The organism is Vibrio sp. 03_296 (assembly GCF_002265885.1).
The window spans coordinates 38,054-62,428 of the sequence record NZ_NPKW01000118.1; the positions used below are offsets into that span (position 1 = coordinate 38,054).

At 47.7% G+C, this 24,375-nt stretch carries 15 protein-coding genes and 1 pseudogene; 8 read left to right on the top strand and 8 right to left on the bottom strand.

Annotated features, from left to right (window positions below):
- Window positions 1-402: 402 nt before the first annotated feature.
- From CIK04_RS33360 to pdxY, 5 genes and pseudogenes are all read left to right on the top strand, one after another.
- Window positions 403-552 carry a hypothetical protein gene (locus CIK04_RS33360; protein WP_232708635.1) on the top strand — a complete coding sequence of 50 codons (150 nt, stop codon included), beginning with the start codon at window positions 403-405 and terminating at the stop codon, window positions 550-552.
- 271 nt (window positions 553-823) lie between these two features.
- Complete coding sequence (locus CIK04_RS14340) at window positions 824-1,270, top strand: helix-turn-helix transcriptional regulator (protein ID WP_038939235.1); 447 nt, start codon at window positions 824-826, stop codon at window positions 1,268-1,270.
- A gap of 411 nt (window positions 1,271-1,681) precedes the next feature.
- A pseudogene (gene speF / locus CIK04_RS14345) lies at window positions 1,682-3,863 on the top strand (ornithine decarboxylase SpeF).
- Between the two features lie 65 nt (window positions 3,864-3,928).
- Window positions 3,929-5,239 carry a putrescine-ornithine antiporter gene (gene potE / locus CIK04_RS14350; protein WP_017421711.1) on the top strand — a complete coding sequence of 437 codons (1,311 nt, stop codon included), beginning with the start codon at window positions 3,929-3,931 and terminating at the stop codon, window positions 5,237-5,239.
- 364 nt (window positions 5,240-5,603) lie between these two features.
- Complete coding sequence (gene pdxY, locus CIK04_RS14355) at window positions 5,604-6,476, top strand: pyridoxal kinase PdxY (RefSeq protein ID WP_072600238.1); 873 nt, start codon at window positions 5,604-5,606, stop codon at window positions 6,474-6,476.
- 52 nt (window positions 6,477-6,528) lie between these two features.
- Here the strand turns inward: pdxY and sstT are convergent, their stop codons facing one another.
- The 8 genes from sstT to malT all read right to left on the bottom strand — a co-directional run bounded on the left by sstT (window position 6,529) and on the right by malT (window position 16,551).
- Complete coding sequence (gene sstT / locus CIK04_RS14360; RefSeq protein WP_011151497.1) at window positions 6,529-7,749, bottom strand: serine/threonine transporter SstT; 1,221 nt, start codon at window positions 7,747-7,749, stop codon at window positions 6,529-6,531.
- Between the two features lie 326 nt (window positions 7,750-8,075).
- Window positions 8,076-9,137, bottom strand: coding sequence for a ribosome small subunit-dependent GTPase A (gene rsgA, locus CIK04_RS14365; protein ID WP_045591111.1), 1,062 nt, complete (start codon window positions 9,135-9,137; stop codon window positions 8,076-8,078).
- Between the two features lie 312 nt (window positions 9,138-9,449).
- On the bottom strand, window positions 9,450-9,899 hold the full coding sequence (locus CIK04_RS14370) for a copper chaperone PCu(A)C (RefSeq protein WP_017421715.1): 450 nt from the start codon (window positions 9,897-9,899) through the stop codon (window positions 9,450-9,452).
- A 1-nt stretch (window position 9,900) separates the two neighbouring features.
- Window positions 9,901-10,500, bottom strand: a complete 600-nt coding sequence (locus tag CIK04_RS14375; protein WP_097352465.1) for an SCO family protein — start codon at window positions 10,498-10,500, stop codon at window positions 9,901-9,903.
- A complete protein-coding gene (locus tag CIK04_RS14380; protein WP_097352466.1) occupies window positions 10,497-10,940 on the bottom strand; it encodes a hypothetical protein in 444 nt (147 codons plus the stop codon). The genes CIK04_RS14375 and CIK04_RS14380 overlap by 4 nt, the downstream gene beginning before the upstream one ends.
- A 135-nt stretch (window positions 10,941-11,075) precedes the next feature.
- Complete coding sequence (locus CIK04_RS14385; protein ID WP_097352529.1) at window positions 11,076-11,996, bottom strand: DUF368 domain-containing protein; 921 nt, start codon at window positions 11,994-11,996, stop codon at window positions 11,076-11,078.
- A gap of 524 nt (window positions 11,997-12,520) precedes the next feature.
- The gene (locus CIK04_RS14390; protein ID WP_097352467.1) at window positions 12,521-13,522 is read right to left on the bottom strand and encodes a hypothetical protein; all 1,002 of its coding nucleotides are present in this window, start codon (window positions 13,520-13,522) and stop codon (window positions 12,521-12,523) included.
- Window positions 13,523-13,842: 320 nt separating this feature from the next.
- Window positions 13,843-16,551 carry an HTH-type transcriptional regulator MalT gene (gene malT, locus CIK04_RS14395; protein ID WP_097352468.1) on the bottom strand — a complete coding sequence of 903 codons (2,709 nt, stop codon included), beginning with the start codon at window positions 16,549-16,551 and terminating at the stop codon, window positions 13,843-13,845.
- Window positions 16,552-17,106: 555 nt separating this feature from the next.
- Here malT and CIK04_RS14400 point away from each other — a divergent pair.
- From CIK04_RS14400 to glgB, 3 genes are all read left to right on the top strand, one after another.
- Window positions 17,107-19,560 (top strand): glycogen/starch/alpha-glucan phosphorylase, encoded by a 2,454-nt coding sequence (locus CIK04_RS14400; protein WP_026050597.1) that lies wholly within the window; start codon window positions 17,107-17,109, stop codon window positions 19,558-19,560.
- 112 nt (window positions 19,561-19,672) lie between these two features.
- Window positions 19,673-21,853, top strand: coding sequence for a 4-alpha-glucanotransferase (gene malQ / locus CIK04_RS14405; RefSeq protein WP_097352469.1), 2,181 nt, complete (start codon window positions 19,673-19,675; stop codon window positions 21,851-21,853).
- Between the two features lie 267 nt (window positions 21,854-22,120).
- Window positions 22,121-24,268 (top strand): 1,4-alpha-glucan branching protein GlgB, encoded by a 2,148-nt coding sequence (glgB, locus tag CIK04_RS14410; protein WP_225459738.1) that lies wholly within the window; start codon window positions 22,121-22,123, stop codon window positions 24,266-24,268.
- Window positions 24,269-24,375 lie beyond the last annotated feature (107 nt).

Consider the following 24,375-nt stretch of genomic DNA (forward strand, 5'->3'; position numbering starts at 1 on the left):
TTATAAAAAAGCCCAGATATGCTATGAATTTCGTTTGCCAGCAAAATGTGAGAAAAATCAGCAAAGATTTTTGTTATTGATAAATAACGCAATGCAGGTATGGGGATCACGAATGGTAGAAGGAGAAGGCGTGAAACGATGCACAAATTTAGGGCGTAGAAAGGGGGAGGATGAGGCGATTTTGTGAGCCAGGCACGGAGGATGACGTGCCAGAAGTCCAACCACCCTCTCCGCTCAATGCGGAGCAGTTCACGATTTTTATCCAAGTTGTTTTTTATTGAAAATTAAGTCCAATGTAATCACCCAAAAGAGCTCACAGTCTGTTATTGAGGAAATGTGCCGCATGGGGGGGAGGTTGGATGCCACTGAATGAATCATCATGGTTGCATAAGGAGGATACAAATGGCGATGGCCACTGAACACCTGCTGACAATAGAAGGCTATTTCTTGATGAGTTTGCTGTTTATTTATCCTTATAGTCAACAGCATTGGTTACCAGTGATTGATGATGGTGAAAACTATGTAAAAAGGGGGGGGAATCCCTCTTTATAAAATGCAAGGCTTAATGCTCAATAAGAGGAAGTATTTAATCATTTTATGATTTTACTTGATTTGTATAAGTAAAAATATTTAATCATGTTTAATGTAAATAATGATTGTACTAAATTGTGCTTGTTGATTTTAACATCAATTAGTAGCATGATAATAAAAAACAAAAAGAACATACTGTTCGAATAAATACAATTGGAAGTGACTTTTATTGCATGTTTCAACAATGAACAGAGTACAACGTGCTCGGTTTATTATTATTAGAGATTTGTGTATGTTGAGAATTATAAGTGCAGATAAGTTCATCTCTTCTCGGTTTATCTTGGAATACAGCAAAGTGGAATTTGCCTCTTTGTTGGGAGTCTCCGTTGCCAAAATAACCAATATAGAGAGTGGAAAATCATCAATTCCCCCTGTTTACGACTACGCCATCAATTATCTACTCAGTGAGCATCCTTTTAAGGAAAGTGCTATGGAAGCGTTATGTTCCCATGAAACACTGAATTTTGCTCGCCGTATAGACACCAATCACAAGGTTCAAAGGTTGTCTTGTAAGCGTTGCGATAGCCGCCGGTTGCACGTCATGGCAGGCATGAGTGGGTTGTACTTTGTTGAATGTATGGACTGTAAGCATACGATGTACTCATCGGGTATCGCTGTGAAACGGTATCTACAGTGGTCGAACAATGGCGTTAAGCTGGATAGTCATCTATTTAACTGATCTTGTTTCTTTTCCCTACAATAAATGAAAAGCCATTAGCAGAAATGTTGATGGCTTTTTTGTTTGCGGTTTATAAAATGTTAAATGCCGTGTTTTATTTCTCGCTAATAAATCAAATACGAACAATATAGAGTGATGAAAATCGCAAAATTTTATTTTCTTTTGATTATGTTTCTATTTGTCACTGGTTTGGTCACAGAATTTCTTATCTGAATTTAAATTTAGTCTCAATCCAATATCATTGGCTTATCAAAAGGAAAGTGATAAAGATCTCGAAATTTTATTTCGAGTAAATAAGGTTTTTAATTATGAACGAGTAATCACGAAATTTGTTTTTTAAATTTTAAATCTAAATTCCGTTTGTAATATCTGTGCTTGTCGTTTTTAAAGAACAAATAAGAGATATTTCAAATGAAGCGTTTAGTTATTGGTGTTAGTAATTACATGCCAGAAGATTTTAGTTTATTAGCTGAATCTTTAGATGAACAATTTAATCGTCATCTTCATCCTTTAGAGCAAGTAGAATTAACCGATGTTGGTGCTGCCATTATTACTTCGGCAGATATTAAAGCGGGCCTGCACAAAGTCATTTCCGAAACAGGTTATGGTATTCCGGTATTTTTGGTGACGGACGCCACCCCCAGTGTCAGCTGAAGATTACGTATGGTTAACCGGCGTTATCGATTTAGAAAGACAATCCATCGAATACTACAGCCGCCAAATCAATGAAGCGGTAACCAAATACGAATGCCGCCTATTGCCGCCTTTCTTCAAACAACTGACGCACTACGTGGAAATGGGCAACTCCGCCTTTGACTGTCCAGGACACCAAGGCGGTCAGTTCTTCAAAAAACACCCGGCGGGCAAGCAGTTCTACGATTTTTTCGGTGAAAACCTATTCCGTAGTGACTTGTGTAACGCGGACGTGGATTTAGGGGACTTGTTGATCCACGAAGGTTCTGCACACCAAGCTCAAGCGCACGCCGCAAAAGTGTTCAACTCAGACAAAACCTACTTTGTCCTCAACGGCACTTCGGCGTCAAACAAAGTGGTGTGTAACGCGTTAGTGACCGAGGGTGACTTGGTGATGTTTGACCGTAACAACCACAAATCAAACCACCACGGCGCATTAATCCAAGCGGGTGGCACGCCTGTTTACCTAGAGACAGCGCGTAACCCTTGGGGTTTTATCGGGGGTATGGATGAGCACTGCTTTGATGAAGAATACATACGTGCTCAAATCGCCAAAGTGTCGCCCGAACGTGCGCGTGATGCGCGTCCATTCCGTCTTGCCATCATCCAATTGGGTACTTACGACGGTACGATCTACAACGCACGCTACGTGATGGATAAGATTGGCCACCTGTGTGACTACATCCTATTCGACTCGGCATGGGTGGGCTACGAGCAGTTCATTCCTATGATGAAAGACTGTTCGCCACTGCTACTGGATCTGAAACCAGAAGATGCGGGTGTGATCGTGACTCAGTCTGTTCACAAGCAACAAGCTGGCTTTTCTCAAACCTCGCAAATCCACAAAAAAGACCACCACATCAAAGGTCAGGCTCGCTACTGTAACCACAAACGCTTCAACAACGCGTTTATGATGCATGCGTCAACCTCACCGTTCTACGCGCTGTTCTCAGCATTGGATGTCAACGCGAAGATCCACGATGGTGAAGCGGGTCTGCGCCTATGGCGTGATGCGGTTAAGACCGGTATCGAAGCGCGTAAAGAAATCCTCAAAAGCTGTGAGCTGATCCGTCCGTTCATTCCTGACCAAGTCGATGGTCAGCCATGGGGCAGCTACGATACGGATGTCATCGCCACCAACAAGAAATTCTTTATGTTTGAGCCAAACGCAAGCTGGCACAAATTCGAAGGTTACGGCGAAGGCCAATACTTCGTTGACCCATGTAAATTGCTACTCACCACCGCCGGTATTGCGGAAGATGGCAGTTACGCAGACTTTGGTATTCCTGCCACGTTATTGGCGAACTTCCTACGTGAAAACGGCATCATCCCAGAGAAGTGTGACTTGAACTCTATCTTGTTCCTTCTCACACCAGCAGAGGACATGGGTAAGATCCGTCATCTTGTGGCGCAAATTAACCGCTTCGAGAAATTCATTCGTGATGATGCACCGCTAAACATCGTGCTGCCTCGCGTTTACGAAGCGAACAAAGAGCGCTACCGCGGCTACACCATTCGTCAGCTCTGTCAGGAAATGCATGACATGTACAAAGAGCTGAACGTGAAACAGCTACAAAAAGCGATGTTCCGCAGCGAATACTTCCCAACCATGGTGCACAAACCGGATGTGGCAACACGCAAATACTTCCGCGGCGAGTGTGATTACTTGCCGCTGAAAGAAGCGGTCGGTCGTGTCGCTGCAGAAGGTGCGCTTCCTTACCCTCCAGGCATTATCTGTGTGATCACGGGCGAAATCTGGACGCAACAAGTGGTCGATTACTTCTTATCTCTAGAAGAAGGCATCAACCGATTCCCAGGCTTCGCACCAGAGATTCAAGGTGTCTACCTAGAAGACGTCAATGGCCGCACCACCGCCCATTGCTACGCCCTTAAAGATTAATCTACCCCGTTCGCATCGTGACTTGGTTGTCGCGGTGCGAACCGTTTATTCGTGGAGAATAATTTATGAGTACTGAAACCAAAAAAATGTCGGTGGTGCAGCTAACCATTCTGACATTCATTAACATGGCTGGCTCGGGCATCATCATGTTGCCAAGTAAGTTAGCGCAAGTAGGCACGATTTCGATTCTATCTTGGCTGATCACCGCGGCGGGCTCATTGGCTCTTGCTTATGTATTTGCAAAGTGTGGTCGCTTTAGTAAGCGTGACGGTGGGATGAACGGTTATGCCTCGTACGCGTTTGGTAAATCGGGTGCGTTTATGGCGGGTTGGACCTACGGCTTGTCATTGTTGATTGCCAACATCGCGATTGCGATAACCTGTGTCGGTTATGGCTCGGCTTTCTTCGAAGTGACTTTGTCGCCAGTCGAAACCTGTCTGTACACCATCGCTATCCTTTGGATCTGTACCTTCGCTAACTTTGGTGGTGCGAAGATCACGGGTCAAATCGGCTCGTTTACGGTTTGGGGCGTTATCCTTCCTGTGTGTTCTTTGGGAATTGTGGGCTGGTTCTGGTTTAACCCAACCATGTACGTAGAAGCGTGGAACCCACATCATCTGCCATTTGGTGAAGCGGTTAGCGCGTCGATCGCAATGACACTTTGGGCGTTCTTAGGTTTGGAATCGGCTTGCGCCAACTCCGATGCGGTGGACAACCCAGAAAAGAACGTGCCGATTGCAGTATTGGGCGGTACGCTGATTGCGGCGGTGGTTTACATTGTTTCAACCAACATCTGTTCTGGCATTGTGGCGAATGCTGATCTTGCGGCATCGACAGCGCCATTCTCAACCGTATGGACAGTGATGCTAGGCTCAACCGCTGGCAAAATGGTCGCGGGTATGGCGGTACTGGCTTGTGCAGGTTCACTACTGGGTTGGCAGTTCACTATCGCGTCGGTATTCAAATCCTCTTCGGATGCTGGCTTCTTCCCGAAACTGTTCTCTGAAGTTGATAAACGCGGCACGCCCATCAAAGGGATGGTAGCCATCACGGTTATCCAGTCGGTGTTGTCTTTAATGACCATCTCACCCACATTGAACGAGCAATTTGAAGCGCTGGTGAACCTCGCGGTAGTAACCAACGTGATTCCTTACATTCTCTGTATGGGCGCAATCTTCATCATGCAGCAAGTGGCGCACGTGCCTGAGCGCGAAATGAAAACCACCAACATCATCGCTTTGGTTGGTTCTCTCTACAGCTTCTACGCGTTGTACGGCTCTGGCTACGAAGCCATGATGTGGGGTTCAATTGTTACCTTCTTAGGTTGGAGTGCTTATGGCTTGATCGCGGCCAAGCATGAACCTTTAGCCAATTAAACATCATCGAGAAAGAGCCTTCCCCAACTTAATGTGGAAGGCTCGTTTTTTCATTTTATGCGTGACCATTGACGACACGGTGAAAACTGATTTTCAACAATTAGCAGACGCCAATCCCTCAAGCGGCTGTTACACTCGACGCCGATACCTTTGTAGTTGCTTGAGCGAGTTGACGAGTGTTTGCCCTCCCGCTTGAAAAGACAGAGAGAAATCAAGAGTCAGGTATGGATGACCAACTCTCAGCCCATTCGCTTCAGAATTGAGTTCGAGAATCTTGGTTTGTCGAATACACTACTGGTTTCGTAAATTGAGCGCTTGCCGCTGTCTTTGAACTATTGATAACAACAAGAAGAGGTCTGGTACTATGCAAGGTATCCTCTCCATCCAGTCACACGTTGCTTATGGCCATGCCGGTAACAGCAGTGCTGTCTTCCCAATGCAACGCATGGGCTTTGAAGTGTGGCCGATCCACACAGTTCAATTTTCTAACCACACCCAGTACCAAGAAGGTTGGACAGGGCGTGCGTTTTCGGCTGATGACATCAGCGAACTGGTTCGTGGCCTTAACAATATTGGTGCACTTGAGAAGTGCCAAGCGGTACTGACTGGCTACCAAGGCAGTGCTGAGCAATGTCTGGCAGTCGAAGAAACCGTCACCAAAGTCAAACAAGCGAATCCTAACGCGCTTTACGTCTGTGACCCAGTGATGGGCGCGCCAGACAAAGGCTGTATTGTCGCGCCGGGGATTGCGGAAAACTTATTAAACCGCCTCATGCCAATGGCGGACGTGATTGTGCCTAACCAGTTCGAGCTCAGCCAATTTGCCGAAATGGAAATTCACACGTTGGATGACGCGATTAACGCTTGTCAGCGTGCGCTAGCAAAAGGCCCTAAAGTAGTGTTGGTGAAGCACCTTTACTGCTTGTCGGATGATAGCTTCAATATGCTACTTGCGACGCAAGAAGGTACTTACCTAGCGAAGCGCCCTCATTTTGAATTTGCTAAAGCCCCGGTTGGTGCGGGTGATTTGATTTCGGCGATTTTCACCGCTGGTCTATTGAAAGGTTGGACGCCAAAACAAGCCTTCCAGCACTGTCACGATGCGTGCTACGGCGTGCTGAACGCGACTTACCAAGCGGGCGAGTGGGAACTGCAAACCATTGCTGCCCAGCAAGAATTTGTTGAGCCTAGCAAGCACTTTCCGCTGGAAGAAGTTACGTTGAAAACGGTTGAATAGAAAAAGGAGCCATGTAGGGCTCCTTTTTTTTGAGACTAACGGAGAGTCACAGTTAACCTTTTGCTTTCTGCGCTTCTGACTCACAGACCGCGGCAGTAAACACCACGTCCGTTGAGCTGTTTAGCGCCGTTTCAGCAGAATCTTGAATCACACCGATGATGAAGCCAACCGCGACCACTTGCATCGCGATGTCGTTTGAAATACCAAACAGGCCACACGCAAGTGGGATTAGGAGCAGAGAACCGCCAGCAACACCAGATGCACCACAAGCAGAAACGGCAGCAACCACGCTCAGTAGTAGCGCTGTCATCAAGTCTACTTCGATACCCATGGTATGAACGGCAGCCAGCGTCAGTGTGGTGATAGTGATGGCCGCACCCGCCATGTTGATGGTTGCACCCAGTGGGATAGACACAGAGTAAGTATCTTCGTCTAACTTCAGTTTTTCACACAATGCCATGTTCACAGGGATGTTTGCCGCGCTCGAACGGGTGAAGAAGGCCGTTACACCACTTTCACGTAGGCATTGGAACACCAATGGATATGGGTTTTGCTTGGTTTTCACGTAAACCATAGCTGGGTTAACGATCAACGCAATGATCGCCATAGCGCTCAGCAGTACCACCAATAGGTGAGCGTAGCCAGCTAAGGCATCGAAACCTGTAGTAGCAAATGTAGACGCCACTAAGCCAAAGATACCAAATGGCGCAAGACGAATAATGAAGCGCACGATGTGAGAAACACTGTGGCTCAGGTCTTCAAATACCGCTTTGGTGGTATCTGATGCGTGGTGAAGTGCCAAACCAAGGCCGACACCCCATGCCAAAATACCAATGTAGTTCGCGCTCATTAGTGCATTAACTGGGTTATCAACCAACTTGAACAGCAAGGTTTTGATCACTTCCATAATGCCTTGAGGAGGATTTGCCCCTTCAGCGCCGGTGACCAAGGTTAATGTCGTCGGGAACATGAAGCTCAAAACAACGGCTGTCAGAGCTGCAAAGAAGGTGCCCGCTAGGTACATCACAATGATAGGACGCATATGGGTGTGTTGGTTTTTCTTTTGATTAGCGATAGACGCGGCGACCAAAATGAAAACAAGAATTGGAGCGATCGCTTTCAGTGCGCCGACAAACAAGCTGCCCAGCATGCCGACACTTTCCGCTGAGCTTGGTGAAACTAAGGCCAGCGAGATACCGAGGATGATACCGACTAAAATTTGGATCACCAGATTGCCTCGGGCAAATCGGGCGATAAGACTGTTATGTTGCATACATCATTCCTGCATTTATCAGAATTATAGTTATCCCCTTGCTACTTGAAGCGGAAACATCAAGTTGCGTGAGGATATTTGAATAATCGTTTTATAAAAGTAATAAAAATTCAGCCATTTTTATGCTGAATGGAACCTATAGTAGCTTGGTAATATTTTGTGTCTAGTTTTAGTTTGTTTTTGGGGTTATTGTTTGTTCAATGTTGTGATGCGTGGTTAAAAATGTTGATGTGAGGTAAATTTGCCGCAACGATTGGTAAGAGGAAAGCATAACCAAAGTGAATGATTGCCCACTTTGGTTATGAAAAAGTTACTAACCGTTGAGGTTAATAGGTGGTTTTGAGTTTTTGCTTGTCACTTTGAATATGACGACACATTTTGCCAAATTGCTTCATTCGGCTCCTTTGCTCTGCAAACGTTGAAGCGTTGTAGGCCTGTTCTCGTTGCAGCTTAAAGTAGTTTTGTAAACGTCGGGCTTCTAGTGTGCCACAGTCAATCGCTTGTTGAACTGCGCATCCTGGCTCTTGCTGATGCTGGCAATCTTTAAAGCGACAGTGCTGCGCGAGCGTTTCGATCTCAGCAAACGTCTCGCTGACGCCTTCACTACAATCGGCAAGCTGAAGTTCACGCATTCCCGGTGTATCGATGATCAATGCGCCGTCAGGGATCATATGAACAGAGCGAGCCGTGGTGGTATGGCGGCCTTTGCTGTCATCTTCACGAATCCCACCGGTTTGTTGGGTTTCTACACCAAGTAAGGTATTGGTGAGTGTGGATTTACCCACACCGGAAGAACCAATAAAGGCCACTGTTCTGCCTTTGGCACACCAAGGTTGTAATGCCACGACGCTAGCAGGGTCGAGCGCATTCACTGCCTCTACCCATAGCGCGGCACTGAGTTGCTTAACCTGCGTGATGTTTTGCTCTGCCTGCTGAGATAAATCGGCTTTGGTGAGGACCACCACAGGCTCGATGTGCGCTTCTTTTGCAATGCTCAAATAGCGCTCAATGCGGCTGAGGTTAAAGTCATCATTGAGCGAGCAGACGATAAACAGTGTATCGACATTGGTGGCAATCAACTGCTCCGCGATTTTACTGCCAGCCGCTTTGCGACTGAGTTCGCTTTGGCGTTCAAGTAGACGTTTAAACTGTTGCTGATCATCGAGCAAAACCCAATCGCCAACCGTCATTTTCGGTTGTGCATGGTGAATGGCAAGGTGAAAGCGTCCTTGTTCACTGCAAAGCTGATAACCACTGCGATGATGGGCGATCACTCGGCAGATTTGCGTATTTTCATAATCTTCAAGCGTCAGTTGTTGTTGAAAAAATGGTTTCCAGCCTAGTTGAGTCAAAGTGTAAGGCTGAGAAGACGTCATTGTGTTGTTCATTGCGAATTTTCCCGGTGCGCAAAAGCACCCACTAAGTAATAGCTTCAGGGTTTCATTCGTAAATCAAATAGAATCACCCCGGTTTGACCGGGCAAATTGAGAAGGGAAGGGAGAAGTCGCGTAATGCGATAATAGAATTGAAAACGGACTTTCCGTTAACCCAACCATGCCCTTTGAGTTTGGTTTGTTACAATCATCAGAATTCCTCCAGTTAGTGATAGAAACCGCATGAGTATACGTTGCACAAAGAAAAGGAGCAAACTGAGTTGCTCCTTTTTTGCACTTTGCTTTTTGATTGCGGCTGGTGAGGGCTTAATGGCCTGAGTGCTGCATACCTTTCATCACTTTTTTCACTGGCGCTTGGAAGGTCATCTTTTCACCGTTGGCGAAAGTCACTGTGACATCGATCTGCTCACCTTCATTCAATGGCGCTTTGAGATCAAACAGCATGATGTGAAGGCTGCCCGGTTTGAGCACGGTTTTGCCTTTCGCTGGGATTTCAATCGATTCAACTTGACGCATCTTCATCACATCGCCTTCTTTGATGACGTCATGCAGTTCCACTTTGCCTGCTGCTGGCGTTTCTGCGGCAACAATCGTACGCACGTTGTCACTGCGGTTCATCAGTTCCACAAAGACCGCACTGTTCACGGCACCCGGGGCCATCGCTCGGGCATAAGGGTGGTGAGCCATGAGATCCATTTGCGCGCTAACCAACGGGCTGACAAGTAGTGCGGCAAGCGCGAGAGCTTTAAGTTTCATCCTAATTTCCTTGGGTTATCGTTTTTATTGCTTCCACAATCGGAGCGGGAGTTAAGGTGTGTGGCACTTTGGTGATCAAGGTGCCATCGGGCTGCAAAAAGTAGAAGTAAGAGCTGTGATCGAGCGTGTACTTCAACTCTGAGTCTTTCAATTCTGTTTTGCGGAAAATGACTCCGTAGCGTTTGGCCAGTTCCGTGGTGACGTCCAGTGAAGAAGAGAGCCCTTCAATCATTGGGTGGAAATAGTGGGCGTACTGTGCAGAAAGCTTTGCGTCATCACGCTCTGGATCGAGCGAAATAAACATCGGGCGCAGTTTCGCTTTGGTGGCATCGTCCAACTCGTTCAAAGCGCCAGAGAGCATCGCCAAAGACGTCGGGCACACATCTGGGCAGCGCGTAAAGCCAAAATAGACTACGCGGATGCGTGTATCTTCCGTGTCAAAAATGTTCACCGCTTGCCCATCTTGACCATAGAGCATTGCGGCTGAGTGCCTTGGTGGTGTGGCTTCGTTTTCCACTTTACCTTGCAGATCCAAATAGCTTTTGAGTGCAAATCCAAGCACAAAAGCGACCACCAGAAAGAGAGACCTATTTTTACTCATCGTTGCATCCTTATTGCAGGGTAAACCGTGGTAGTACCGTCGGTAAGCTCGCCTAACCACGTCATGGCGTCGGTAGTGCAAACAGGCAGAATCACTTCACCGGAATAGTTGCCAGGCGAAGTTTGTTTAAGCACAAACTTTGGCTTGCCCATGTCCATCTCTAAGCCACTAAGAGTGAGCACTAATTGCGGCTCTTTGCTAGAGGGCCATTCGACACGAACTTCACTGGCCACCAACGGTTGCGCGGTATCATTGCTTAGCGTCATGCTCACCGCTTGCTGCGTGCAAGCTTGGGTTGAGAGCATGCAATAGTCCTCTAACTGAGGCGCAGATTGAGTCACAGCGGTTGTGTCAGATGCAAACAGCTGGACGATGTCTTTAGCAAAGAATCCGCCCGAGAGAGCGAGGATAAACGCGATAATTTTCAGTATGTTGTTCATTGTTTTTGAAGCTGGAAGAAGCGTGAGGCGATCCTACCACATTCCATTTGAAACACTGCGACAGCCGTTGAAAATTGTGCGTTAGCAATAAAAAAGCGGAGAGGATTCTCCGCTTTGAACTGATTTAGACTGGGATTATTTTGCGTTGGCTTCGGCAAATTTCTCTAGGCCCAATACCAAGGCAATCGCAACCAGCGCCATAACAATCGCCATTAGCCACTGTGAAGGCTGTGAAGTAAGTGCTTCAAACTCAAACGGAGTCAGGTTGTGCTGAACCAAGGGTACTTGCTCGCCGCTTGAGTTGACACGCCAGCTAATGGTTTCTTTCCAAGGCCAAATTTTCGGCAGTGTGCCGATCATCAATCCCGTTAAGAACATCAGAGTGAAATCGCGGAACTTGCGCAGCAGCCATGACAACACGTGAGAGAAAGTCAGCAGCCCTGTCACACAGCCCACTAAGAACAGCGCCAGAATATCGACTTGGAAGCTCTTAACCGCACCAAGAACCGGCGCGTACATACCGATCAGCAGCAGAATAAAGCTGCCCGAAATACCCGGCAAAATCATCGCGCAAATCGCAATCGCACCCGCAATCAAGACATTGATGGACGTGGGTTCTAAATGAAGCGGTTTAAGCACGGTAATGCTGTAGGCAAACGCGATGCCGAGAAACAACAGAGCGAAACGAGTGAGGTCTTTTTTCTCAACCTGTTTGAGGATGTGATAAACCGACACCAAGATGAGGCCAAAGAAAAACGACCAAATTGGAATGGGGTGATTGGCCAAAAGCCAAGTGATCAGTTTGGCAAGCGTTGCGATGCTGGTCAGTACGCCACCAAACAAAGCGATTAAGAAAAAGCCGTTAATGTGGTTGAACGCCGCCTTAAAGCCTTCTGCACGCCAGATTTTTATCACACTAGGGTTAACGCGACGAATGCTTTCGAGCAAGGTGTCATAGATACCGGTAATAAACGCGATTGTGCCACCAGAGACACCTGGCACCACGTCGGCGGCGCCCATCGCTAAACCTTTTAAGAAAGTAAACAAATAATTCATGTCGTAGAAATCGTAAAAAAGCAGTGCAGCGAGTATACCCAGATTCATGTCAAAAAAGTATGAAATTACGTGGACATAGCGCTCCTTGCCTTCGAACAATGGTCACGATTCTTATCTTTTATATTCATCGTATAAAATTTAAGCGCAACTGTATTCACAATGGCTATTTGCATAGTCATTTGCAAAATGCTTTTGCAAAATGCAAAAATTATTTTAGCAAGAGTTAATGTATGGGATATTGAGCCCAAAAATAGCGCTTTTAAAGTTGGCATGATTAATGCATAATACTTCTCGACCCTTATTAAGCCGAGGGTCACCTAGCCAACTGACGTTGTTAGTGAATACACATTGTTCACATCATACATAAGCCAATCGCACTCATTTTGCGGTTGGTTTTTTTTTGCCTGTGATTTGGGAGATGGCGTTCAAACTTTTAAGACTCGTTTTAACTCAAAACACATCGCACAGGTGTGGAAAGAAAAATCCGATCGCGATGGCTATCGGATTTTTACCTTGCAACCCAACTATTCGGCTAACACGGATTCAACGGTGAACTCGGGCGGGTTGGCCTTGAGCGCTTCAAAGCTTGGGCCTTCGCCTTTGATCAACCACATCGGAGTGTAGAGCGAATCGAAGCTTGGCGTTTCACCCGTTTGTTGGTAGTGCACCTTTAAAAACGCGGTGAGAATGTTATGAAACAAGCAGCTACGGTCATTAAGGTGCAAGCTCTCTTCTCCGGTTTTTCCGCCATTTTGTTCGGCAAAATAGGCATACCATTGATAGTTGGCCTCGATAGACGCTTCCACCGCTTGGTCTAGCGGTGTTGCTTCAAATCCCCAGCTAATTGCAATCAGGCTGTAGAGCGGAAAAATGAGGAACTCATAGTAATTCATCCAGTAAGGGTGGCCTTTTTCCGCAATTAACTCACTGGTGAGGTAGGGAACCACCGCTTGCAGCAGTGCGGCCTGTTGCTCCTTGTTTTGCTCACCAAACAAAAACGCCTTAAACAAGTGAAAGAAATCTTGTTCAATCGGACGAAAATCGGTGAGGTCTGTTTTCCGTGAGATTTCATGAGCGGGAACGGCGTTGAGCTGCGTTTTCGCCTGTGGGTCATCCGCCAAAATCGCCATGCTTGCGCCATCCAACCAATGAATCAAAGAGTCGTAGCTGTTGTAATCGTGCTGCTTTTCTACTGTGGTGACGTGCAAGCGCTGGGTAAAATAGTCCACCTCAATGGTCTGGTTCGGCTGGCAGTGAATCGCCCAATGCATCTTAGCCAGCTCTGACGCCGAACCAATCAAATATTGAATCGCGGGCCGAGACCAATGCAAAAGAATTGCACGCGCAATTGCGCAATAAGATGTGACAGATGGTGCGTAATTCTGTATGTAAGTTGAGTTGGAAGAACGCTCAGATAGTTTTCCAGCATAGAACGCAATGTTCTCAGTTTCCAAAAGAGTATAACTAATTCGATTTTCACCCATGTACAGCGAAAATTTATGGTGCGGTTTTGTTCGTATGTTCATGATTTAGTTTTTCGGATACCTATTCTATGTCGCTTTGCTGTCTTATTGATTAAATGAGAATGAAACTCATTATTTCCCGATAATAATCAAACCGAGTCGAATTCACCTAAATAATTTATCTAAGTGTGATTCTGATGGGGTTTTTTATAAATTTGACTAGATAGTAAACAATATCAATCGGTTATATTCAATTTTGTTGGGGATTCGATGGCGCGATAAACAGAGTTGAACGTTCGTAACGGATTTGACTGATGAAAGAAAAAAGCCGATCGATTGATCGGCTTTTGAGTGTTGTAACTATTATCTGATATCGGGAGTATTTAATACCCCATCAACTGCAAGAGGTTCTCTGCGGTGGTGACCGCTTCTTTACGGTTGGCGATATTGAGTTTTTGATACAAGTTGCGGATGTGGGTTTTGATGGTGGTGCCCGCGACATCGAGCTCTTGGGCGATCTGCTCGTTACTAAAGCCAGAATAGATCAAGCCCAGCACTTGCCACTCTCTTTGTGTCAGTGGGCTGGTGCGCACTAACTCAGGCACATTCGGGTGGGTGACCAGTTTCTCGACAAACTCTTCGTCAAAGTGAACCGAACGGCTGCGCTGATTAGAAGAGATGTCTTTCATCAATTGAAGTGCGCGGTGGCGTTCTAAGTCACCCAGCTCATGGCGGTTGGTGAGTTTTTCCAACAAGTTGCCAATGGTCGCGCCATCAATCAAGAAATTGCCGACCATACCGGTTTGGTTAGTGAGCTGCAGTGCTTCCTTAAGCAGCACTTTGGCTTGATTCTCATCTTTCTGATGAACAGCAAAAATTGCCTCAATGATCAGGTTACGGTTGCGATCGGTGACTAAATTCGCTTTCTCGGCCTCACTTTGCAAGAAATCCAAGGCTTGGCGCGCTTGGTCGTATTGACCAAGGTTGATGTGCGCACGAGCGATATTACGCCACTGCAACTGACAGAAATGGTTGCAGGCATTTTCAGGACGCACAGCCGTGTCTAGCCACTCTTGAATCGCGTTGAGTTTGCCTTTCGCTTGCCAGTATAAGATCAGTGAAAGCGAAGCATTGGCGGTCCAATCCACGTGGTAGGTGGACTGCTTCATCAAATGTTGAATGTGTTCGATGAACTTGCCTGCGCGATCGAGCTCGCCACGGCCAATGGCGATGCGAGCCAGCATGGAATAACTGTGCAAGTGTTTGCTTGGCGCGTGATTTTCCAGAATTTGCAGCCCTTTGTAAGCGCACTCTTCAGCTTCGTCCAAACGGTTCCAACACCACAACACTTGCGCTCGCACGCGCAGCAAGAACTCATGCAAAGGCACATGTTGAAGCTGCTGCTCCTCAATCAGGCGGAAGGCGGAATCTTGCAGCTCGAAGGCTGCTTGCACATAGCCTTGCGCGATGAGGATTTCGCTTTGCTGCAAAATTGCCCACAGCGCTTGGTGGTAAACCTGGTATTGGCGCGCCAGCTTTTCGGTTTGCTGCATCATTGGCAGAGCGCGATCAAGGCGGCCAATCACGTGGTTCACTTCCCCCACTACCGAAGTAGCGACGATGCGGCTGCGGTAAACCGTGCTATCAAGTTGGCTCAATGCCAGTTCAGCCAGCTCGAGGGCTTTTTCTGGATCGTTGCTGTTGATGGCTACTTGAGCCAGCAAGGCATTCGCTTGGCCTTGATATTGAATATCAAGATCAATATTGCGCTTTTTGTGCTCATTTTCTGCTTCGGCCAGTAAGGTGCCCACTTGGTTGTAGCGGTGCTGACTTTGTGCAAGCCAAGCGCGTAGCATGGTCAGTTTTGGGTTACTGAACAGAAGATCTTTTTCCAGCAGGTTGATGGCGGATTCTAGAGTAGACAGCTCGCCTTGGTTGAACATTTTCCAACCAAACTCGTTGAGGATCTCTGTCACCAGTTCCCCGTCATACGCCTTTTGGGCGTGACGAATCGCTTGATGCGGGGATTTTTGTTTCAACCACGCAATGGCAGCATTGCGGTTAAGCTCCTGCTCCTGTTGTGGAATACGCGCTTGACGCTCGTGAGACAAGAACTCGCCAAACAAATTGTGGAAGCGGAACCAGTTTTGCTCCCCTTCAAGCGGATAGATGAATAAGCCGTAGCGGTTGAGAGATTCAATCATCCCTAGTGCATCTTCACGCTGGGTGAGGGCGTAGACCAGCTCATCGTTAAAGTGATCGAGCACCGACACCTGCATCAAGAATTTGCGTGTATCGGCATCGAGCAGGTCAAACACCTCTTCCACCAAATAATCCCAGAGATGGGCATGGTTAAACTGGGAAACCGATTCGGCTGATTGCGCTAAGGTGCGCTTTTGATGCTGTGCTTGAAGGGCGATCAGTTGCAATGCCGATGGCCAGCCTTCTACATAGTTACGCAGATTGTTGGCGGTATCTTCATCGATACCATCGGCGACGCGCTGGTTGAAAAATCGTGTGGTCTCTTCGGTGTCGAAGGCCAACATCTCATTGCCAATCTCAATCATTAGATCGCGCACACGCAAGTTGGCCGTCCCCAGAGGTGGATTCGCACGGCTGGTGACAACAAGGGTGAGGTTGTCCGGCATGTGTTTTAGGAAGAAACGCATGGCCTCGTGCACTTCTTCATTGTTGATCACGTGGTAGTCATCCAGTACCACGTAGCACTCTTGATGAAAGTCGACCATCTCGGAGAATACATCGCTAAACAGCGAGCGCAGGGAGGAAAACTGGCGCTTTTCTGCTAATTTTTGTGCATTGTTGCAGTTGCCATTGGTCGCTTTATTGAGTGCTTGCAGCAGGTAGTTAATGAAGCGGAAACCGTCGTTATCACTGTCATCGATGCTGTACCAACCCACGTTGGTTTTGTCGGCCAACCATTGCGCTGCCATGGTGGTTTTTCCGTAGCCAGCGGGAGAGCGGAACAACACCAACTTATAGTAAGGGGCTTGTTGCAGCAGCTCTAACACTCTCGGGCGGACAATCGCATTATGCAGTCGGCCTGGGCGTGTGAGTTTTGAAGGAATCCACATTCTAATACTTCCTTTTTATATTGGGTTTTTCATGGCAGAAAAACCGGATGTAGCCAGCGAACAAAAATTAGACAAAATGCTCGAATTGTTGGGCATGTTACGTTAAAGAAATCACCTCAGACTTTGATCCACTTCCTAATTCTCAAGAGTTGATGGTTTTGACGCCAACTACGCCCCAATTTTGTGAATTTGATCTATAAATTCTCCATCTGAATCGTTAGGTAAGAATGGTATTGCACAATATCTTGCAACATCTTTCATAAAGAAAAACTTTATTGTGATCGAATTTACAAAAATGGATTTTCTAAATTCGCTCTTCAACCTCAGCGTCATATTTGCCATCTAGAGTTATTAGTTGATGGCTGTGATCTCAATCACTGCAATCTGGTGTCTTAGAGGGAAAGGTGAGAGACGGATCACTAACAGTCCCCCAATCCCCCCTCTACGCCCTTGCCCCTCCTCCTGTAGAGGCTGAAAACTAGGAGGATGTTTATTCATTGCCATCCATGCACGATGTATCGCAGATGGATTAGAACCAAAAGTGAGATTTCGGTAATGAAACCTACTCAACAGAAACAGTTCGACAAAGTGTCGTTCCAAGAAAGTGTTAAAAAACACCTGTCAGCAACGTATGCACACACGCTTGAAAACGCAGATAGTCGCGCTTGGTATCTTGCAATGGGCCGTGCGTTAGCAGAGCTGACGACTTTTGATTTGCTTGCAACAGAGACAGACAAAAAAATCGTTGAAGCGAAAAGCGTCAACTACCTATCGCTTGAATTCTTGATTGGCCGTTTAACCGGTAACAACTTGATCAGCATGGGTCTGTACGAGCAGATCACTGAAGCGATGGCTGAGCTTGGCCAAAACCTAACGGATCTTCTTGAAGAAGAACGTGACCCATCATTGGGTAACGGTGGTCTAGGCCGTCTAGCGGCGTGTTTTATGGATTCTTTGGCGGCGCAAGAGTTCCCAACCGTGGGTTACGGCTTGCACTACGAATACGGTCTATTCAAGCAATCATTTGAAGCAGGTCGTCAAAAAGAAGCGCCAGACGCATGGCGTGGTGTAGAAGGCTACCCATGGGAAGTGGCTCGTCCTGAACTGGCTCAAGAGATTGGTTTCTACGGCCACGTTGAAGTCATCAACGAAGGTGGCAAAGAGCGCCGTCAGTGGGTACCAGGCATGCACGTTAAAGCGATGCCATGGGATCTACCGATCGTGGGTTACGAGAGCGAAACGGTTTATCCACTGCGTTTGTGGGAATGTCAGGCGATTGCGCCATTCTCACTAGAGAGCTTCAATAATGGTAACTACTTTGAAGCGCAGCACGCACTGATCGATGCGGGCAACATCACCAAAGTACTTTACCCGAACGACAACCACGAAAAAGGCAAAACGCTACGTTTGATGCAGCAGTACTTCCACAGTGCAGCATCAGTACGCGATATCCTTCGTCGTCATGAAGCCGCTGGCCACACATTGGCTTCGCTACCAAACTTTGAAACCATTCAGTTGAACGACACGCACCCAACCATCGCGATTCCTGAGTTGATGCGTATTTTGATTGATGAAAAAGGCCTAAATTGGGATGAAGCGTGGGCGATCAGCTCGAAGACATTCGCCTACACCAACCACACGCTATTGCCAGAAGCACTAGAAACGTGGAGCGAATCTCTGATTCAGCACCTACTTCCTCGTCACATGGAAATCATTTACGAAATCAACCACCGCTTCCTACAAGAAGTGCGTGCCAAGTGGCCTGGTGATGTTGCGAAGCAGCAGAAGCTTTCTATCATCCAAGAAGGTTTCCACCGTATGGTTCGCATGGCAAACCTATGTGTGATTGGCTCTTACGCAGTCAACGGGGTAGCGGCACTGCACTCTGAATTGGTAAAACGTGACCTATTCCCAGAGTTCGATGAGCTTTACCCAACGCGTCTACAAAACGTGACAAACGGTGTGACGCCACGTCGTTGGTTGAAATTCTGTAACCCAGGTTTGTCTGCACTGATCTCTGAGAAGATTGGTACGGATTGGCCTGCACACCTAGAGCAGCTAGAAGGTGTTGCCAAGTTTGCTGATGACGCGAAATTCCAGAAGGAATACATGGCGGTTAAGAAGGCGAACAAGGAGCGCCTAGCGAACTGGGTGAAAGAGAACATGAACATCGATCTCGATACCAATGCGATCTTCGATGTGCAAATCAAGCGTCTACACGAGTACAAGCGTCAGCACCTAAACATGCTGCACATTTTGTCTCTGTACCACCGCCTACTGAACGATGCGAACTTCGACATGGCGCCACGCGTGGTGTTCTTCGCAGCGAAAGCGGCACCGGGTTACCACCTAGCGAAAGAGATCATTTTTGCGCTGAACAAGATTGCAGAGAAGATCAACAACGATCCACGCATCGGTAACAAGCTAAAAGTGGTCTTCATTCCTGATTACCGCGTGAGCATGGCTGAAATCATCATCCCAGCGGCGGATGTGTCTGAGCAAATCTCAACCGCAGGTAAAGAAGCATCTGGTACTGGTAACATGAAGATGGCACTGAACGGTGCGTTGACTATCGGTACTATGGACGGCGCGAACGTTGAGATTCGTGAAGAAGTGGGCGATGACAACATCTACATCTTTGGTCTAGAAGTGGATGGCGTAGAAGCGCTGAAAGCGAAAGGGTACAACCCATTCGATTACTACAACGCAGACCCACTACTGAAAGCGTCGATGGATCTTCTTCTTGGTGAAGAGTTCACTCCGGGTCAACCTGGCCTGCTACGAGCGACCTTCGATAGCCTACTAGATGGCGGTGACCCGTACCTATGTCTTGCAGACTTCGCTTCTTATGTGAAAGCGCACGAAGCGATGGACAAGCAGTACCGCGATCAAGCCGGTTGGGCGAAGAAAGCGATTCTGAACACCGCTTTGGTTGGCAAGTTCAGTTCAGACCGCTCCATCCGCGATTACGTGAACAACATTTGGAAACTCGAAGCGGTTCACCGTTAATCAACAAAACCAAGGTAGCCCAATGGCTGCCTTGGTCCTTTGTCTACAGACAATGACTAGCAGCAAATAAACCCTACATTGAAGGTTTTCAGAAGTACCTTCGGAGAGAGCGATGAAAGAACAAACAGCATTAAAGAAAGTCGCAGAAATGGCACGATTAGCTGACAGCTATGTCAGCGCTTGGGGAGACGAAGCATTGGTCTCCGAAGAAACGCTACGCCGCCTGCTCAACTTTCTTGGCTATGACACTAGCAGCGATGAAAAACTACTGGCTTCAGCTGAGAAAAAACACAAGAAAGACGTATTAGCGCCAGTATTGGTATTGCGTGATGGCGATCCGGTGGAAGTGGAACTGAATCTTGGCACCAGTGCGCGTGAAAGCGAGTTCAACTGGCGTTTAGAAACAGAACAAGGAGAGGTACTGGAAGGCTATCTTCAGTCACAGATTGTTCGCGATGAACGTGCCGAGGGTGGCCCTCTAGTGTTTGCCCTGCCAAAAGATTTGGCTTGGGGTTATCACAAACTATACGTGAGCCGTAAGCGTCGTAAAGCACCGTATGAAATGGCGTTGATTATCACGCCACGCGCTTGTTTCAAACAAGATTCTCTAGAGCTGAACAAAAAACTTTGGGGTCCAAGTATTCAGCTTTACACCCTACGCACCCAGCACAACTGGGGTATCGGTGATTTTGGCGATCTTAAATTGTTGGTGAGTGACATCGCGTCTCGCGGTGGTGATTTCATCGGTCTGAACCCGATCCACTCGCTATTCCCTGCCAACCCAGAAGGCGCTAGCCCATACAGCCCATCGTCTCGCCGTTGGTTGAACATTCTTTATATCGATGTGAGCTCTGTGCCTGAGTTTGCGCTTAGTGCACTGGCGCAACAGAAAGTCGGCAGTGCCGAATTCCAGCAGCGTCTGCAAAAAGCGCGCGAATCACATTGGGTGAACTACACCGAAGTGGCAGAGCTGAAAATGAGCGTATTGCCACTGCTGTTTGCTGAGTTCAAAACTCGCCATCTCGACAAAAACAGCGATCGTTCTCGCGCGTTCCTAGAGTTTGTGGAAGAAGGCGGTGACAGCCTGGTGCACCAAGCGGCATTCGATGCATTGCACGCAGATCTGCACGCGCAAGATTCAAACGTGTGGGGCTGGCCGGTTTTCCCTGAGCAATACCGCCGCTTTGATTCGGCTGCAACGCAGAAATTCATCAAAGACAACCAAGAAAAAGTACACCTTTACATGTACTTACAGTGGATTGCCGACGGCCAGATCAAAGAAGCGCAAGCGCTGGCTGAAGAGAAAGGCATGTCCGTTGGTCTCTACCGTGACCTTGCGGTCGGTGTGGCCGATTCTGGCAGCGAAACGTGGGCTGATAACGGCAACCTTGTTCTGGATGCCAGCATCGGTGCGCCACCGGATGTCCTTGGTCCACTGGGGCAAAACTGGGGTCTGCCACCACTCAACCCTGAAGTGCTGCAAGCCACCGGTTATGACGCGTACATCAAACTGCTGCGTGCCAACATGAAACATTGTGGCGCACTGCGTATTGACCACGTACTTGGCCTTCTTCGTCTATGGTGGATTCCAAAAGGCGAAAAAGCGACAGAAGGGGCGTACCTCTACTACCCAGTAGAAGACATGCTAGCGATTTTGGCGTTGGAATCTCACCGTCATCAGTGCAGCGTGATCGGCGAAGACTTGGGCACAGTGCCAGATGAAATCGTTGATATTCTGCGTGATGCGGGCGTGCACTCATACAAAGTGTTCTTCTTCGAAACGTCAAAAGAAGATGGTGGTTTCATTTCGCCAAAACACTATGCCGATCAGTCAATGGCGGCCTTGTGTACCCACGATATGCCAACGCTACGCGGCTTCTGGCATTGTGATGACCTCAAAATGGGTCGCGAAATTGGCCTCTATCCAAACGAAGAACAGCTCAATGGCTTGTTCGACGATCGCCTAAAATGCAAACAAGGCATTTTGGATAGCGTGCGTTGGCATGGTTACTTGCCAGAAGGCATTGGCCACGATGCGCAATACGTGCCAATGGATGCGCACTTAAGTGAAGCATTGCAGTTGCATGTAGCCGCGGGCTCTTCCGCGCTACTCAGTGTTCAGCTTGAAGACTGGTTGCAAATGGACAACCCAGTCAACATCCCGGGCACGGTCGATGAATACCCGAACTGGCGTCGTAAATTGTCGATGAACCTTGAAGAGATTTTCAGTCGCGAAGATGTGAATCGTATTGCTCGTCGTCTCACGGAAGTGCGCGCACAAGCGAGCAAATAAGAGTGAACTCAATGAGATGACCCATATGTAATGACTTGATTTGCAGACAGAAACTACAGCCTGGGTCACTCTCTGTTTACCAGTAAAATGGTAGAATGAGGTACCGTTATTATGCCCGCACCAATAGCGGGCATTTTTATTATTTGCGTACCTTGTGGATGAACAAGAATAAGTACGCGGTCGTGAATTAGGATTTTGTTCACAACGTTGGCTGTTTGGCGAGGGAAAAAAGGTTTGAAAAAATTAGTAAAAAGTAAAGTGAATCAGATGTTTGAGAAACTGTCTCAAGCCGCTTGTTCAGAACCGTTTGCATTTTTAGGTCCATTTATTGACCCAACACAAGGGGCACTGCGAGTCTGGATGCCGGGTGCAACGGGGGTGGCATTGGTATTAGAAGGCCAGCCACGTATTGCGCTTGAGCGAGAAAAAGAGAGCGCCTTCATTCTCAAAGCCGATCTCAATCTGCATCTTACCCATTATCAATTGGCGATCGATTGGAATGGCGTCGAACAACTTGTCGATGACCCATACCAATACCACGGTATCTACGCCGAGTATGACGATCTCCACACTCCGAAAACCATGTATCAACACATGGGCTCACAGTTCATGACGCTTGAGCGAGATGGCAAATCAATCTCAGGTATCCGTTTCTTGGTGTACGCACCGCATGCAACCGCAGTGAGTCTTGTGGGCTGTTTCAATGATTGGGATGGCCGACGTCATCCAATGCAGCGCCTTGATTACGGCATTTGGGGCTTGTTTATTCCGGGTTTAACCGAAGGGGTGAGCTACAAATTCGAAATGAAAGGGCCTAAGGGGGAAGGCTTACCACACAAAGCCGATCCTTGGGGTTTTTATGCAGAGCAATACCCGTCTTTTGCTTCCGTCACGTACGATCACGCCCGCTACCAGTGGCAAGATGACCAATGGCAAACTCGCCCAGTGACCGAGAAACGCAAAGAAGCGCTCTCTTTCTACGAGTTGCATGCCGGTTCTTGGAAGCGCAACGAGCAAGGTGAGTTCCTGAATTATCGCGAACTGGCCGCCGAGTTGGTGCCATATTTAGTGGATATGGGCTACACCCATGTTGAGCTGATGCCTGTCTCTGAGCACCCGTTCTACGGCTCTTGGGGTTATCAGCCTGTGGGTCTCTTTGCGCCAACCAGCCGCTATGGATCACCCGATGATTTCAAATTCTTCGTCGATGCCTGTCACCAAGCTGGCATTGGTGTGGTACTGGATTGGGTGCCTGCGCACTTCCCATCTGACGATCACGGCTTGGCCAATTTTGATGGTACACCACTGTTCCACGACCCAGACCCACGCCGTGGTTGGCACCAAGACTGGAACTCGTTTATCTACGATCTTGGCCGCGAGCAAGTACGCCGTTTCTTGGTTTCTAACGCACTGTATTGGTTTGAGCAGTTCCATATCGATGGCATTCGGGTGGACGCGGTAGCGTCGATGCTGTATCTCGATTATTCACGCAGCCATGGCCAGTGGATCCCGAACATGGATGGCGGCAACGAAAACTACGATGCGATTGCCACACTAAAATGGATGAATGAGGAAGTGTACAAATACTTCCCGAATGCGATGACGATAGCGGAAGAGTCGACCGCTTTCCCAGGCGTGTCCGCACCAACCTTTATGGGTGGTTTGGGCTTTGGCTTTAAGTGGAATATGGGGTGGATGCACGATAGCCTTTCTTATATCAAAGAAGAGCCTGTTCATCGCAAATACCACCACAATACCCTCACGTTCCCGCTCGTTTACGCTCACAGTGAGAACTACGTCTTGTCGCTTTCCCACGATGAAGTGGTGTACGGCAAAGGTTCTATTCACAACAAGATGCCAGGTGATGAGTGGCAGCAAACCGCCAACTTACGTGCGTATTTTGGTTACATGTATGGTCAACCGGGCAAAAAACTCAACTTTATGGGCGCAGAGATCGGCCAAACGGCGGAGTGGAATCACGATGACCAACTGCAATGGTTCTTGCTTGATTTCCCCCGTCATCAAGGCGTGCAAGCCTTGACGCGTGACCTCAACCACTTGTATCGCAACCAAGCGGCGTTGCACGATCAAGATTGCATTCCAGCCGGTTTTGAGTGGCGTTTACAAGATGCCGCCGAGCAGAGCATTATTGCGCACGAGCGTATCAGTGAAGCAGGCGAGCGCATCTTGGTGGTGAGTAACTTTACCCCAGTGCCACGTGATGAATTCCGCTTAGGTGTGCCAAACAAAGGCCGCTACCAATTGCTGCTCAACACCGACGACAGCAAATACGCGGGCAGTGGCTACGAGGTTGTGGTGGAGGCCAAGAGCGAAGCGGTGGTCAGTGAAGATTTGGCTCAGTCAATTGTGTTGCGCCTACCACCCTTGTCGACCCTGTTCTACAAACTTAGTTAACGATTTGTTCCTTCTGGAATGAACGGTAAGGGAGGTTAAATACCTCCCTTTTTTTGTTTGTTTTTTGCTCAAAAATACATTGCAGGATCTATGCATTTTTTTATCCT

Excerpts from the sequence above, each read along its gene's own strand:
- CIK04_RS33360 (WP_232708635.1), top strand. The coding sequence starts at position 403 with ATGGCGATGGCCACTGAACACCTGCTGACAATAGAAGGCTATTTCTTG.
- CIK04_RS14340 (WP_038939235.1), top strand. The coding sequence starts at position 824 with ATGTTGAGAATTATAAGTGCAGATAAGTTCATCTCTTCTCGGTTTATC.
- potE (WP_017421711.1), top strand. The coding sequence starts at position 3,929 with ATGAGTACTGAAACCAAAAAAATGTCGGTGGTGCAGCTAACCATTCTG.
- pdxY (WP_072600238.1), top strand. The coding sequence starts at position 5,604 with ATGCAAGGTATCCTCTCCATCCAGTCACACGTTGCTTATGGCCATGCC.
- sstT (WP_011151497.1), bottom strand. The coding sequence starts at position 7,749 with ATGCAACATAACAGTCTTATCGCCCGATTTGCCCGAGGCAATCTGGTG.
- rsgA (WP_045591111.1), bottom strand. The coding sequence starts at position 9,137 with ATGAACAACACAATGACGTCTTCTCAGCCTTACACTTTGACTCAACTA.
- CIK04_RS14370 (WP_017421715.1), bottom strand. The coding sequence starts at position 9,899 with ATGAAACTTAAAGCTCTCGCGCTTGCCGCACTACTTGTCAGCCCGTTG.
- CIK04_RS14375 (WP_097352465.1), bottom strand. The coding sequence starts at position 10,500 with ATGAGTAAAAATAGGTCTCTCTTTCTGGTGGTCGCTTTTGTGCTTGGA.
- CIK04_RS14380 (WP_097352466.1), bottom strand. The coding sequence starts at position 10,940 with ATGAACAACATACTGAAAATTATCGCGTTTATCCTCGCTCTCTCGGGC.
- CIK04_RS14385 (WP_097352529.1), bottom strand. The coding sequence starts at position 11,996 with ATGAATTATTTGTTTACTTTCTTAAAAGGTTTAGCGATGGGCGCCGCC.
- CIK04_RS14390 (WP_097352467.1), bottom strand. The coding sequence starts at position 13,522 with ATGAACATACGAACAAAACCGCACCATAAATTTTCGCTGTACATGGGT.
- malT (WP_097352468.1), bottom strand. The coding sequence starts at position 16,551 with ATGTGGATTCCTTCAAAACTCACACGCCCAGGCCGACTGCATAATGCG.
- CIK04_RS14400 (WP_026050597.1), top strand. The coding sequence starts at position 17,107 with ATGAAACCTACTCAACAGAAACAGTTCGACAAAGTGTCGTTCCAAGAA.
- malQ (WP_097352469.1), top strand. The coding sequence starts at position 19,673 with ATGAAAGAACAAACAGCATTAAAGAAAGTCGCAGAAATGGCACGATTA.
- glgB (WP_225459738.1), top strand. The coding sequence starts at position 22,121 with ATGTTTGAGAAACTGTCTCAAGCCGCTTGTTCAGAACCGTTTGCATTT.